General features: G+C 68.0%; 14 protein-coding genes. 12 read left to right on the forward strand and 2 right to left on the reverse strand.

Annotated elements, in window-relative coordinates; translation table 11 throughout:
- Positions 1-57: 57 nt before the first annotated feature.
- The 4 genes from ACFVV0_RS04390 to ACFVV0_RS04405 are packed head-to-tail and all read left to right on the forward strand — an operon-like array spanning position 58 to position 2,791.
- Positions 58-759 carry a PhzF family phenazine biosynthesis protein gene (locus ACFVV0_RS04390; RefSeq protein ID WP_387058738.1) on the forward strand — a complete coding sequence of 234 codons (702 nt, stop codon included), beginning with the start codon at positions 58-60 and terminating at the stop codon, positions 757-759.
- Positions 756-1,664: a hypothetical protein gene (locus tag ACFVV0_RS04395; RefSeq protein WP_387058741.1), complete on the forward strand. Its 909-nt coding sequence runs from the start codon at positions 756-758 to the stop codon at positions 1,662-1,664. The genes ACFVV0_RS04390 and ACFVV0_RS04395 overlap by 4 nt, the downstream gene beginning before the upstream one ends.
- 29 nt (positions 1,665-1,693) lie before the next feature.
- Entirely contained in the window at positions 1,694-2,365 is a 672-nt protein-coding gene (locus ACFVV0_RS04400) for an O-methyltransferase (RefSeq protein ID WP_387058744.1), read from the forward strand.
- A 42-nt stretch (positions 2,366-2,407) separates the two neighbouring features.
- Positions 2,408-2,791, forward strand: coding sequence for a PLDc N-terminal domain-containing protein (locus ACFVV0_RS04405; protein WP_387058746.1), 384 nt, complete (start codon positions 2,408-2,410; stop codon positions 2,789-2,791).
- Between the two features lie 115 nt (positions 2,792-2,906).
- On the opposite strand, the gene ACFVV0_RS04410 is transcribed toward ACFVV0_RS04405, so the two are convergent.
- Together ACFVV0_RS04410 and ACFVV0_RS04415 are read right to left on the reverse strand one after the other, a co-directional pair.
- Entirely contained in the window at positions 2,907-4,400 is a 1,494-nt protein-coding gene (locus ACFVV0_RS04410) for a catalase (RefSeq protein WP_387058748.1), read from the reverse strand.
- A gap of 11 nt (positions 4,401-4,411) precedes the next feature.
- The gene (locus ACFVV0_RS04415; protein ID WP_387058750.1) at positions 4,412-4,864 is read right to left on the reverse strand and encodes a Fur family transcriptional regulator; all 453 of its coding nucleotides are present in this window, start codon (positions 4,862-4,864) and stop codon (positions 4,412-4,414) included.
- Between the two features lie 224 nt (positions 4,865-5,088).
- On the opposite strand from ACFVV0_RS04415, the gene ACFVV0_RS04420 reads away from it, so the two are divergent.
- The 8 genes from ACFVV0_RS04420 (at position 5,089) to ACFVV0_RS04455 (ending at position 13,551) form a co-directional block, all read left to right on the forward strand.
- Positions 5,089-6,411 carry an ABC transporter substrate-binding protein gene (locus ACFVV0_RS04420; protein ID WP_387058752.1) on the forward strand — a complete coding sequence of 441 codons (1,323 nt, stop codon included), beginning with the start codon at positions 5,089-5,091 and terminating at the stop codon, positions 6,409-6,411.
- 91 nt (positions 6,412-6,502) lie between these two features.
- Positions 6,503-7,498, forward strand: coding sequence for a carbohydrate ABC transporter permease (locus tag ACFVV0_RS04425; RefSeq protein WP_387058755.1), 996 nt, complete (start codon positions 6,503-6,505; stop codon positions 7,496-7,498).
- Complete coding sequence (locus ACFVV0_RS04430) at positions 7,491-8,333, forward strand: carbohydrate ABC transporter permease (RefSeq protein ID WP_387058758.1); 843 nt, start codon at positions 7,491-7,493, stop codon at positions 8,331-8,333. The genes ACFVV0_RS04425 and ACFVV0_RS04430 overlap by 8 nt, the downstream gene beginning before the upstream one ends.
- Positions 8,333-9,226, forward strand: a complete 894-nt coding sequence (locus ACFVV0_RS04435) for a carbohydrate kinase family protein (RefSeq protein ID WP_387058760.1) — start codon at positions 8,333-8,335, stop codon at positions 9,224-9,226. Before ACFVV0_RS04430 ends, ACFVV0_RS04435 begins: the two co-directional genes overlap by 1 nt.
- A gap of 2 nt (positions 9,227-9,228) precedes the next feature.
- The gene (locus ACFVV0_RS04440) at positions 9,229-10,122 is read left to right on the forward strand and encodes a hypothetical protein (RefSeq protein WP_387058763.1); all 894 of its coding nucleotides are present in this window, start codon (positions 9,229-9,231) and stop codon (positions 10,120-10,122) included.
- A 53-nt stretch (positions 10,123-10,175) separates the two neighbouring features.
- Complete coding sequence (locus ACFVV0_RS04445) at positions 10,176-11,006, forward strand: DeoR/GlpR family DNA-binding transcription regulator (protein WP_387058766.1); 831 nt, start codon at positions 10,176-10,178, stop codon at positions 11,004-11,006.
- Positions 11,003-12,115 (forward strand): tartrate dehydrogenase, encoded by a 1,113-nt coding sequence (locus ACFVV0_RS04450; RefSeq protein WP_387058769.1) that lies wholly within the window; start codon positions 11,003-11,005, stop codon positions 12,113-12,115. Before ACFVV0_RS04445 ends, ACFVV0_RS04450 begins: the two co-directional genes overlap by 4 nt.
- Complete coding sequence (locus tag ACFVV0_RS04455) at positions 12,112-13,551, forward strand: aldehyde dehydrogenase family protein (protein ID WP_387058771.1); 1,440 nt, start codon at positions 12,112-12,114, stop codon at positions 13,549-13,551. Before ACFVV0_RS04450 ends, ACFVV0_RS04455 begins: the two co-directional genes overlap by 4 nt.
- The last annotated feature ends 126 nt before the right edge of the window (positions 13,552-13,677 follow it).

Below are 13,677 nucleotides of genomic sequence, written 5' to 3' on the forward strand. Positions count from 1 at the left end.
CTCAGGGGCCGTCGGAAGGTCGATTCGGCGCGAATCGCGCGGCAATAGGCTGGAGGGATGGCAGAGACGGTCGAGGTGGTGGTCGTGCGCGTGTTCGCCGACGAGAGCGGTGGGCACGGCAACGAGTTGGGGATCATCCGGAGTTCGGCGCTGACCGAGGGGCGCGAGCAGACGATCGCGACCGGCCTCGGTTTCAGTGAGACGGTGTTCGTGGATGCGGTCGGCGCGAACGACGCCGACGGTCGCCTCGCGAGCATCCGCATCTTCACCCCCGCCCGGGAGCTTCCGTTCGCCGGTCACCCCAGTGTCGGGACCGCGTGGTGGCTCGACCGCGAAGGCACGCCCGTCGCGGCACTCCGCGAGAAGGCGGGAGATGTGGTGGTGAGCGTCGAGGGCGACACCACCTGGATCACGGCCCGCGCGGAGTGGGCCCCGGAGTTCGAGTGGATCCCGCTGGCGACACCCGCCGAGGTCGACGCGAGCGACCCTGCCGCGTTCACCGACGGCCACCACTACGCCTTCGCGTGGATCGACGAAAGCGCCGGCCGCATCCGCTCGCGCATGTTCGCCCCCGAGATGGGCATCGCCGAAGACGAGGCGACCGGCGCCGCCGCCGTTCGCGTGACGGCGCTGCTGGGGCGCGACCTGCACATCGTGCAGGGCTCGGGCTCCGAGCTGGTGACGGCTCTGGCCGGCGAGGGGCGCATCCGGGTCGGCGGTCGTACGGTGTTCGACCGCACACTGACGGTGGCCCTGTGAGTGCGACGATCGTCGAGCATCCGGTCGGCGAACCGGGTGAGGGCCCGTACGGCGTCGCTGTGACCCGGGACGGCGCCGTCTGGTTCACGCTCGTGCACGGCGGCCGGGTCGGTCGCCGTGGCCCCGGCGGCGAGCTCGCGTACCTCTCCCTCGGCGAAGGATCACAGCCGTCGCTGCTGTCCGCGGCCACCGAGTCGACCGTCTGGGTCACCGACACCACCGGCAACCGGCTGCTGCATCTGACACCGGATGCCGCCGGCGGTCTCTCGGTGCTCGGCACGATCTCCGTTCCCACGCCCGATGCCCAACCGTTCGCTGTCGTCGCGCTCGACGACGGCACCGCCTGGTTCACCGAACTCGGCGCGGACGCCCTTGGCCGCATCGACATCCTGGGTCGGGTCGAGGAATTCCCGGTGGGTCGCGAGGGCTCCACCGTCTCGATGATCGCCGCATCCGGCGACAGCCTCTGGTTCACTCTCAACGCAGCCGGCGCCGTCGGCCATGTGCGCGGCGGGGATGCGGCCATCGCGTTCACCGAGCTGCCGCGCATCCCCTCGGGACCTGTCGGCATCGCGGTCGCCGAGAACGGCGCCGTGTGGGTGGCGCAGATTCTGGCGGATGCGCTCGCACGGATCGCGCGCGACGGCACCCTGACGGAGTTCCCTCTCCTGCCCGGGTCCAAGCCGCACGCGGTGGCGGCCGACCCTGCCGGGGGAGTGTGGGTATCTCTTTGGGGGACCGGGCAGGTGATCTTCGTCGCGGACGACGGAGCGGTCTCCTCCCACGAGCTGCCCGATCCGGAGAGCGAGCCGCACGGGCTCGCCGTCGCCGCGAACGGGACCGTGTGGGTGGCGTTGGAGTCGGGTGCGCTCGCCGAACTGGTGCCGAGTTCCGCCCCCGACTGATCCGCCACCACCGGGCGTACCCTGGGCGCATGAGCACTCCGGACACCTGGACAGCCGTCGACCGCTACCTGGTCGACACCCTCGTCGATGAGGATGCCACTCTCGCTCTGGCCCGCGAATCCGCCGACGACACCACCGCCGGCCACATCGAAGTCGCCCCCAACCAGGGCGCCTTCCTGGCCCTGCTGGCGCAGATGATCGGCGCCCGCCGCATTCTCGAGTTCGGCACCCTCGCGGGCTACAGCACCATCTGGCTGGCGCGCGCGACCGGGGTGGACGGTCACGTCGACACGCTCGAGCTCGAGGAGCAGAACGCCGAGATCGCCCGCGCCAACTTCAAGCGGGCCGGCGTGTTCGACCGCGTGGATGTGCACGTCGCGCCGGCCGCGCAGACGGCGGCCGAGCTCATCGAGCGCAGTGTGGAGCCCTATGACCTGGTGTTCATCGACGCCGACAAACCGAACAATCCGGTGTACCTCGCCGCGGCGATGGAGCTGACCCATCCCGGCAGCGTGATCGTGATCGACAACGTGGTGCGCAACGGCTCCGTGGTCGACGCCGGGAGCGAGGACCCCTCTGCTCAGGGAACCCGTGCCGTGCTCGCAGCAGCCGCTGCGGACCCGCGACTGAGCGCGACAGCTCTGCAGACCGTGGGGAGCAAAGGGTGGGACGGCTTCGCTTTGCTGCTGCGGGTTGGGTGACGACGCTACCGCCCGCGCACGGCGCCCAATAGACTCCCGGTCATGGTGCTGTTGCCGCTACTCACGTTCGTGCTGTTCGTCGCCGCGCTGATCGACATCATCCTTCGGCAGGAGGGGCAGGTGAAGCACCTGCCCAAGCTCGTCTGGATCCTGATCGTCATCCTGCTGCCGCTGATCGGAAGCATCCTGTGGTTCGCGATCGGCCGCGAGTACGGCACATCGGGGGGTCGCAGTGTGCTCTCGATGCCGAGGGTCGCGACGACGATGCCCGTGCAGGAGTTCACGGCCACGCCCCGCGATGGCGAGCTCTCCACCGAGGAGCAGCTGGCGCAGATCGACCGCGAAATCGAGTACTACGAGCGGCAAGCCCACCTCGAGCGCCTCGAGGCAGAAGTGGAACGCAAGCGCAAAAGCCTCGAGTCCTGAGACTGCAACGTCGGAGATTTCGCCCGACGCGCCGCTGCGAACTCCGTCAGGACGGAAGAAACGCGCAGCGCAGAGACGAAATCTCCGACGTTAGAAGCGTCCGACAGGACTCCTATCAGCCGGCCACGCCGACGTACTCGGCGGCCTCGTCCGGCGTCTCCGCGCCATTCGCCAGTTCGGCGCGCAGGGCCATGCCCAGGGATGCGTCGACGTTCGACCAGTACTGGATCGCGCGCTCCCGGATCTCCGGGCTCTTCACGCCGCCCACTGCGCCCGTGATCGTCTGCAGGAAACGCTCCTTCGCAGCGGCATCGAAGACCTCGCGATAGAGCGTTCCGGCCTGGCCGAAGTCGTCGTCCTCCGCGTGCAGGGTGGCCGCGGAGCGGACGAGCGCGCCGTCCGACTCCCAGCTCCCCGCTCCGGCGCGCGCCTCGTCGGCGACCGGGCCGCCGGTCGAGTTCGGCGCGTACACCGGCGACGACGCGGGCTTGAAGCCGTGGCGGGTCGACCCGTCCTGAGAGTAGTTGTGCACCGGAGCGATCGGGGCGTTCACCGGGATCTCGTTGTAGTTCGTGCCGACCCGGTAGCGCTGGGCGTCGGGGTAGGAGAACACGCGGGCCATGAGCATCTTGTCGGGGCTGATGTCGATCCCCGGCACGGTGTTGGCAGGAGAGAACGCGGCCTGCTCGATCTGCGCGAAGAAGTTCTCCGGGTTCAGGTTGAGCGTGTGCACGCCGACCTCGATCAGCGGGTAGTCGCTGTGCGACCAGACCTTGGTGAGGTCGAACGGGTTGAACCGGTAGGTCTTCGCATCCTCATACGGCATGACCTGAACGGAGACCTTCCACGCGGGGAAGTCCCCGTGCTCGATGGCCTCGTAGAGGTCGCGGCGGTAGTAGTCCGCGTCCGCACCGGCGATCGCCTCGGCCTCCGCCCCCGCCATCTCCTCGTTGCCCTGCAGAGCGTGGAAGTGGTACTTGACCCAGAAGCGCTCGCCGGCGGCGTTGATCCACTGGTACGTGTGCGAGCCGTAGCCGGGCATGTGCCGCCATGAGCGCGGGATGCCGCGGTCGCCCATCAGGTAGGTCACCTGGTGCGCCGACTCAGGGGAGAGGGTCCAGAAGTCCCACTGCATGTCCGCATCCCGCAGCCCGGAGCCCGGGAGCCGCTTCTGCGAGTGGATGAAGTCGGGGAACTTGATGCCGTCGCGGATGAAGAACACCGGGGTGTTGTTGCCGACGATGTCGTAGTTGCCCTCGGTCGTGTAGAACTTCACCGAGAAGCCGCGCACGTCCCGCCAGGTGTCGGGGGAGCCCTGCTCGCCGGCGACGGAGGAGAAGCGCTGCACCGTCTCGGTCCGCGCGCCGGGCTGGAAGAGAGCCGCCTTGGTGTAGGCCGTGACATCCCCGGTCACGACGAACTCGCCGAACGCGCCGCCGCCCTTCGCGTGCACGATCCGCTCGGGGATGCGCTCACGGTTGAACTGCGCGAGCTTCTCGACCAGGTACCGGTCGTGCAGCGCGACCGCGCCGTCCCGGCCCGCACTCAGCGAGTGTGCGTCGCTGGCCACCGGGCTTCCGGTCTGACTGGTCGTGTATGCGTCTGACATCGTTCTCCTTGCTATCTGCTTTTCTCGGCGTGCGACGAGACCTCGCCACGCTGTTGACAGGACGGGCACAGACCCCAGAACGTCACCTCTGCGGCCCGCACGGAGAATCCGGATGCGTCCGACGGCGTCAGGCACGGAGCGTGCCCGACGACGCAGTCGACATCGGCCACCGCGCCGCAGGACGTGCAGACGACGTGATGGTGGTTGTCGCCGATGCGCCGCTCGTAGAGCGCCGCCGAGCCGGCCGGCTCGATACGCCGCACCAGTCCGGCACCCGTCAGGTCGCCCAGCACGTTGTGCACGTTCTGGATCGATGTGCCGGGCAGTTCGGCGAGCACCGCGCGGAAGACCGTCTCGGCATCCGTGTGCGGCCGCTCGGTGAGCGCGCCCAGTACGGCGACGCGTCCGGCCGTGACGCGGAGCCCCGCGGCCCTCAGGCCGCCCTCGAGCTGCGCGTTGTCCATCCTTCGACCCTAGCGATTGTTTTGAATGACTAAAAATCGGATGGTCGCTCAAATATGGTGCCGCGTGGTGCAGTTCTCACAGATCTTCCCCTGTCGTGCCAAATAGTGCGACAAAAGTTACAGAGTTTGTTAACTTGACACCATTTGTCGGGAAGTGTTTCAATTGCAACACTCGCCGGGGAGTGACCTTGCGCCCCGGGTTTCATCCACATGGGAGTCGTTCAATGAAGATCCGAATTCTCTTGGCCGGGGCAGTGACGGTGGCCGTCGCAGCAGCCCTGGTCGGGTGCTCGAGCGGCAGCGGTTCGAGCGATACGAGCACCACCAGCAGCAACAAGGGCGTCACGCTCACGTACTGGGCCAGCAACCAGGGCGCGAGCCTCGACAACGACAAAGAGATCCTCACCCCGGTCATCGATGAGTTCACCAAGCAGACCGGCATCAAGGTGAACCTCGAAGTCGTTCCGTGGTCCGACCTGACGAACAACACGCTCGCGGCGGCCGTCAGCGGTCAGGGGCCCGATGTGCTCAACATCGGCAACACCAACGCAGTCACCTTCCAGTCCACCGGAGCCTTCTACGGCTGGGACTCGAAGGCGCTCGCGAAGATCGGCGGCAAGGACCACTTCGTGGCCTCCTCGTTCGCGACCGCAGGTGCTCCCGGGCAGGACCCGACCTCGATCCCGCTGTACAGCCAGACCTACGGCCTGTTCTACAACAAGCAGATCTTCGCCGACGCCGGGCTCAAGGCGCCGACGACCTGGGAGGAGCTCGTCTCCGACGCGAAGGCACTGACCAACCCGGATGAGGGCAAATGGGGTCTCGCGGTTCCAGCCGGAACGGTGAACGTCAGCATGCACTTCTCCTTCATCTTCGGTGCGCAGAACGGCGGGGCGGCATTCGACTCGTCGGGCAAGCCGACCTTCACCAGCAAGGGGATGGTCGAGGGCGTGCAGCAGTACGTCGACCTGCTCTCCAAGGACCACGTGATCAACCCGTCCGATGTGCAGTACACCGACGGAACCCAGGCGGCCGGCGCGTTCGCCAAGGGCAACGCGGCGATGTACTTCGCCCAGACCGGCGGCATCAACACGCTGCGCCAGAACGGTATGGACCCGGACGCGTACGGTGTGGTCCCCATCCCGTCGCCCAAGGGCGGCAAGAACATCGGGTCGTTCGTGGCCGGATCGAACATCTCGATCTTCAAGAACACGAAGCACCTCGACGCCTCCATCGAGTTCGTCAAGTTCATGACCAGCGACAAGACGCAGGCCACCCTGAACAAGGCGTACACGACGATCCCGGTCGTCAAGGGTGTACCGGCGGCGTTCGACGCCTCGCCGGACCAGCTGAAGGTCTGGTCGACGATCCTCAACGACAAGTCCAAGCCGCTGCCCCTGGTGCCCGGCATCCAGGCCTTCCAGGCGAACGTCGGCGGCGCGGTCGTCGCGCTGATGGCGAAGGCCGCGACCGGCAGCACCGTGTCGAGCGACGACATCAAGCAGGCGCTCGACGACGCACAGCAGAAGATGGGCGTCACGGGCTGACCCGCTCGACCCCACCCGACAGGTAAGTGAACGACCCCGCCGGCGGCCGGCAGAGACGCAAGGCCGCCGGTGGGAACACAGAGGAGAACGCATGGCAGTCACGACTGTGAGCCGCCCCACCGTGGAGCCGAGCTCCACGGGGAGGGCCCCGGGCCCGGCTCGCCCCGCCCGTCGCAAGAAGTGGCTGACCTGGAACAGGTGGACCCCGCTTCTGCTGATCCTGCCGGCCGTTCTGCTCGAACTGCTGGTGCACGTCATCCCGATGATCGTCGGTCTCTGGATGAGCTTCATCCAGCTCACTCAGTTCTATGTGACCAACTGGGCGGCCGCCCCCTTTGCCGGCTTCGGCAACTACGCGGTCATCCTCAACTTCAACAATGCCCTCGGCAAGCAGCTGCTCAGCTCGTTCGGTGTGACCCTGGCGTTCACGATCCTCGTCGTCGGCATCTCCTTCTTCCTGGGGATGGCGGCCTCGATCGTGCTGCAGCGCAAGTTCCGCGGTCGCGGCCTGCTGCGCACGATGTTCCTCATTCCGTACGCACTGCCCGCTTACGCCGGCATCATCACGTGGAAGTTCATCCTGCAGCGCGACAACGGCCTGCTGAACGAGCTGCTCGTGAACAACCTGCACACGACCGACACCGCGCCGTTCTGGCTCGTCGGCGGCAATGCGTTCTTCTCGGTCGTGATCGTGTCGATCTGGCAGCAGTGGCCGTTCGCGTTCCTGATGACCATGGCAGGCATGCAGGCCATCCCCGACGACATGTACGAGGCGGCAGCCATCGACGGCGCGAGCGTCTGGCAGCAGATCCGCCACATCACGATGGGAATGATGCGCCCGATCAACGCGGTGCTGCTCCTGCTTCTGTTCCTCTGGACCTTCCGGGAGTTCAACACCCCGTTCGTCCTGTTCGGCCCGGTGCCCCCGCCGTCGGCCAACCTGCTGACGGTCAACATCTACTCCAACTCGTTCATCAACTGGAACTTCGGCCTGGGCTCGGCGATGTCCGTGCTGCTCATGCTCTTCCTGGTGATCGTCGCAGGCGCCTGGGCGCTCTGGCAGAGAAAGGCGAACCGCAATGCTTGAGACCCGTGGCTTCCGGATCGTCCGCTGGGTGGTGCTCGTGCCGCTCATCATCTTCACCGTGGTCCCGCTCTACGTCATGCTGACTTCGGCGCTCAAGCCGCTTCAGGATGTGCAGGGACCGTTCCAGTGGTGGCCGTCGAACCTGACGTTCCAGCCGTTCATCGACATCTGGACGACGGTGCCGCTGGCGCACTACTTCACGAACAGCCTGATCGTCAGCGTCTGCGCCACCGCGTTCAGCGTGATCATCGCGATCTTCGCCTCCTACGCCCTGTCGCGCTACACCTTCCCCGGCCGCGGCCTGTTCAGCGGTGCTGTGCTGTCGACCCAGATGTTCCCCGGCGTGCTGTTCCTGCTCCCGCTGTTCGTGATCTTCGTCAACATCGACCGGTCGATCGGGATCGCGCTGTTCTACCAGACGCAGCTCGGGCTCATCATCACGTACCTGACGTTCACCCTTCCCTTCTCGATCTGGATGCTCACCAGCTACATGAACGGCATCCCGCGCGACCTCGACGAAGCGGCCAAGGTCGACGGGGCCACCGCGATGGGCGCACTGTTCCGCGTGCTCCTTCCGGCGGCGCGCCCCGGTGTGATCGCCGTGGCGGTGTACTCGTTCATGTCGGCCTGGGGCGAGATCCTGTTCGCGTCGCAGATGACGAACGCGGCGACGCGCACGCTCTCGATCGGCCTCCAGGCGTACTCGAGCGAGACGAACGTCTACTGGAACCAGGTGATGGCGGCGTCGCTCGTGGTCAGCGTGCCGATCGTCGTCGGCTTCCTCTTCCTCCAGCGCTACCTCGTCGCCGGGCTGACGGCCGGGGCGGTGAAGTAGTGGCGGAGTTCGACGTGGTCTGCGTCGGCGTCGCGACGCTCGACACGATCGCCGTGCTGCCGGAGCTTCCCGGGGAGGACCAGCGGGTCCTCGCACAGCCCTTCACCACGGCGGGCGGTGGGCCGGCGGCGACCGCAGCGGTCGCCCTCGCCCGGCTCGGTGCATCCGTCGCCTTCTGCGGGATCGTCGGCGACGACGACGCCGGGTCGACGGTGCGCAGCCAGCTCGAGGCCGAAGGGGTCGACATCCGCTGGCTCGAGACGCGCCCGGATGCGCGCACCACCGAGAGCGTCGTGCTCGTCACCGAGGCGACCGGCGCCCGCACCATCATCACGACCCCGTCGAGCGCACCCGACCCGTCCTCGATTCCGCTGGACGCCTCGGGATGGGTGCACACCGACCAGACCGGTTTCCCGGCCGTGCGCGCGGCTCTCGCGCGTCGAGGCGGCTTCGCCGGCCGGCTGAGCGTCGACGGCGGCAATGCCATCCACGACCTTGAGCTCACGGGCATCGACCTCTACGCGCCGACCGCCGGCGCGCTGCGCACGCTCTTCGACGCACCGTCGCTCGAAGAACGCGTGCGGCTCGCGCAGGCTGCAGGGGCACGGACCGTCGTAGCGACCGACGGCGCGCGCGGCAGTGTCGCGTTCGACGGCACCAACTACACCGAGGTGCCTCCGCTGGCGGTCGAACCGCTCTCCACCATCGGCGCGGGCGACGTCTTCCACGGTGCGCTGCTCGCTGCACTCGTGCGAGGGGACGAGCTCACCGACGCTGTGCGATTCGCCAACGTCGTCGCGGCGCTGTCGTGCCGCTCCCTCGACGGCCGCTCCGGCATCCCCACGCTCGCCGAAACCCAGACATACGAGCTCGAGAAAAAAGAGAAGAACTGACGATGACCGACGACACCACCACCATCGACTCCCTGCTGGCACCGCTGCTCTCGCCCACCGGCGGGTTCACGATGCTCGCCCTCGACCAGCGCGAGTCGCTGCGGCGGATGTTCCCCCTGACCGGCGGCCACGAGGTCGGCGACGAGACGCTGCGGGGGTTCAAGTCGGCGGCGATCCGCGAGCTCACCCCGTTCGCTTCGGGTGTGCTGCTCGACCGGCCACTCGCCGTCACTACCGATCGGCCGGCGGGCATCGACGAGGCGAGCGGACTCATCCTCGCCGCCGACGTGCTCGACCAGCCCGCTGGACAGCCGGTTCTCTCCACCTCGCTCGACCCGTTCGTGACGCCCGAGTTCATCGACCACGTCGGCGCCGTTGCGATCAAGCTGCTCGTGATCTGGCGGGCCGACGGCTCCGAGGATGCTCGTGAGCGCCTCGTGCGCGCCTTCGTCACAGTCGCCGAGGAGGCCGGGGTCGCGAGCCTCGTCGAGGGGATCGTGCGTCCCGCATCCGGAGACGAGTGGGCATCGCCGCAGGAGCGGCACCAGGCCATCCTGGATGCGGCACGCGAGCTGTCCTCGTACGGAGGGACGATCTACAAGGCGGAAGTGCCGGGCTACCTTCCCGGCGACGTCTCCGGCGTGCGCGAACAGGCGCTCCGGTTGAGCGACGTGGTCGAAGGCCCGTGGGTCGTGCTGTCGAACGGAGTCGCGCTCGCCGACTTCGCGGACGCGGTGCGCGAAGCGTGCGCCGGGGGAGCGAGCGGATTCCTCGCCGGACGGGCCATCTGGTCCGACGTCGTCGCCGTCGACGATCCTGCGACCGCCCTCACCGGGCAGCCGCGCGAGAGATTGCAAGTGTTGACGCGCATCGTCGCGGAAGCCTGCGGGTCGTAAAGTCGTCAGCATCCCACAACGAAGAGGGCAACATGGATAAGAGGGGCACTGCCGTGGAAGAAGAGACGTTCCGCTACACATCCGCGCCGGAGCGACGCGACCGGCTCGTCGACTACATCACGGACCAGGGTTACACCACGATCACCGAGCTTTCGACGGCCTTCGCGGTCTCGGAGATGACCATCCGCCGCGACGTGACGCGGCTGGTCAATCAGGGACGCGTCCGCGGGTTCCGCGGCGGCGTCGGCACGCTGACCAAGCAGGACATCGTCGGCAGCGACTTCCGGTTCCGCGACCTGAAGATGGGCGACGCCAAGCGGGAGATCGCCTCGCGCGCCCTCCGGATGGTGCACGACCACTCGGTCGTCGCGATCGACGCCGGAACCACCACGAACCAGGTCGCCAGCATGCTGCCCGCCGGCAGCGCCCTCAAGGTGGTCACCCACTCCTTCCCGGTCGTCTCCAGCCTGGCCAGCACCCCGGGTGTCGAGGTCATCTGCCTCGGAGGCACGCTGCACCAGGAGTCGCTCTCGTTCGACGGGCCCTCAACGCTCGCCGCGATCGAGAACCTGCAGGTCGAGCTCCTCCTCCTCGGCGCCAGCGGGATCAACGATCGCGGCGCCTTCTGCGCCAACGGCTTCGACGCCATCACCAAACGCGCGCTGATCGAGGTCGCCGAGCGGGTGGTCCTGCTCGCGGATTCGTCGAAGTTCGAGACCCCGGCGATGGTCAAGATCTGCGAATGGGACGCCATCGACAGCATCATCATCGACGACGCGATCCACCCCGAGCACCAGCGGATGCTGGAGGGCAACGGCGTCGAGGTCATCAAGGTCCCCCGTCATTCCACGGGCGACGCCATGGATGCGGGGGCGGCGTCATGACCACGGCGGCAGGGAACACGCACCGCATCTCCGTCATCGCGGGCGACGGCATCGGCCTCGAGGTCATGCCCGCCGCGATCGGCTGTCTCGACGCCGTCGCCGACGCCCACGGGTTCGCCTTCGACTGGATCGAACGCGACTGGGGCTCCGACTACTTCTTCCGCACGGGCCGGATGCTCCCGGTCGACGGACTCGAGCAGCTCGCCACCACCGACGCCGTCTTCCTCGGCGCTGTCGGTCACCCCGATCTGTCCGACGTCGAGACGCTCTGGGGTCTGCTGATCCCGATCCGGCGCACCTTCTCGCAGTACATCAACCTGCGCCCCGTCAAGACCCTGCCGGGCGTACGCCCCGTGCTCGCCGACCCGACGCCCATCGATCTCATGATCGTGCGCGAGAACAACGAGGGCGAGTACTCCGAGGTCGGCGGCCGCGTGTATCGCGGGCTCGCGAACGAGATGGCGGTGCAGGAGGCGGTGTTCACCCGGGTCGGCATCACGCGCGCGGCCCGGTTCGCCGCCGAGCTGGCGTCGACGCGCCGCGGCAAGGTGACCTCGGCGACGAAGAGCAACGGGATCATCCACAGCATGCCGTTCTGGGACGAGGTCGTGCGCGAGACGCTCGCCGGCTATCCGGAGGTCGAACTGCGCAGCGAGCTGATCGACGCGCTGGCCGCGAGCCTCGTGCTGCACCCCTGGCGCTACGACGTGATCGTGGCCTCCAATCTGTTCGGCGACATCCTCTCCGACCTGGCGGGAGCCGCGACCGGGTCCATCGGATCCCTCGCGAGCGCCAACCTCAACCCCGAGGGGCAGCACCCGTCGATGTTCGAGCCGGTGCACGGCTCCGCGCCCGACATCGCCGGAACCGGCGTCGCGAATCCGATCGGCCAGATCTGGAGCGGCGCTCTCATGCTGGACGCACTCGGCCGGCCCGCTGCGGCGGCCCACCTGGTCGCCGCCTTCGAGTCCGCACTCGCCGACGGCGTGCGCACCCGCGATCTGGGCGGCACCGCATCCACCACCGAGCTGGCGGATGCCGTCACCGACCGTGTCGTGCAGCTCGCCCCCGACTACCTCGAGACGAACGAAGGAGCGATGCGTCCATGACGATTGCGGAGATCGACACCAAGGCACAGGGACTGTTCATCGACGGAGCCTGGCGCGAGAGCGCCCGCACCAAGCAGATCGTCGATCGGTGGACCGGCGAGACGGTCGCCGAGGTCGCCCTCGGATCCGCCGAGGATGCGCGCGAAGCGGTCGACGTCGCCGAGCGCGTCATGCGCACGGGCGGGCTGACCAAGGCTGTGCGTGCCCGCATCCTGCTCGACACCGCGGGCATCGTGCGCGAGCGCGCGGAGTCGTTCGCCGACGCGATCACGGTCGAGACGGGCAAGCCGATCACCGCGTCCCGCGCCGAAGTCGCCCGCGCCGTGGAGACCCTGACCTGGGCGGGTGAGGAAGCCAAGCGCATCGCCGGCGAGGGAGTGCCGCTGGACGGCATCGCGTCGGGCGAAGGCACGATGGCGTTCACCCTGCCCCAGCCGCGCGGGATCGTGGCCGCCATCACGCCGTTCAACTTTCCGCTCAACCTGCTGCTGCACAAGGTCGCCCCGGCCATCGCCGCCGGTTGCGCGGTCGTGCTCAAGCCGTCGGAGAAGTCGATGCTCGTCGCCGGCCTCATCGTCTCGGCGTTCCAGGAGGCGGGTCTGCCGGCCGGCTGGCTGAACCTGCTGACGGGCACGCCGGCGGATGTGGTGGAGCCGTGGCTCGAAGACCCGCGCGTCGCCGTCGTCACCTTCACCGGCTCGACCGGGGTGGGCTGGGGGCTGAAGGCGCGGTCGCCGCGCAAGCTCCACATCCTCGAACTCGGCTCGAACACCGCGATGGTCGTGACACGTACCGCCGACCTGGAGCGCGCCGCCTCCGACGCCCTCGTGGCGTCCCTGTCCAACTCGGGCCAGGCATGCGTCTCGCTCCAGCGGCTCTACGTGGACCGTGCTGTGGCGGACGACCTCATCGCGGCCCTGTCCGCGAAGTTCGAGGCCGCCGTGGTGGGCGACCCCCACGACGAGGCGACGCTGGTGGGACCGATGATCACCGACCACGCCGCGGCGGCGCTCGCGGAGAGCATCCGGTCGGCGGTCAATGCGGGCGCCCGCCTGGTGCGCGGCGGCGGTGTCGACAGGGGGATGCTGCAGCCGACCCTGCTGACCGACGTCGACCCGGACTCGCCCATCGTCTGCGAAGAGGCCTTCGGGCCGGTGCTCAGCGTGATAGCCGTCGACGGCCTCGACGAGGCGATCACACGCGTCAACGCGTCCGACTACGCGCTCAACACCGCGATCTACACCGGTGACCTCTCCGAGGCTCTCGAGTTCTCCCGCCGAGCCGAGGCCGGAAGCGTGCTCGTCAATATGCCGCCCTCCTACCGCGCGGACCACATGCCGTACGGCGGCGTGAAGGACTCCGGGCAGGGCACCGAGGGCGTCCGGTACGCGATCGAGGAACTGCTGCACGACAAGCTCGTCGTCCTGAAGCCCTAGCCCTCCCACGCTCAAGGCCTAACCCTCAACGCAATCGAGTCCAGCCAAAACCCCACAAAACCGGGGGGGGGTGGGGGGTTTTTGGTGGGTGGGTTTGGGTTTTTGTTTGGGGACTACATGTTGGCG

The organism is Leifsonia sp. NPDC058230 (assembly GCF_042882245.1).
Classification (GTDB): domain Bacteria; phylum Actinomycetota; class Actinomycetes; order Actinomycetales; family Microbacteriaceae; genus Leifsonia.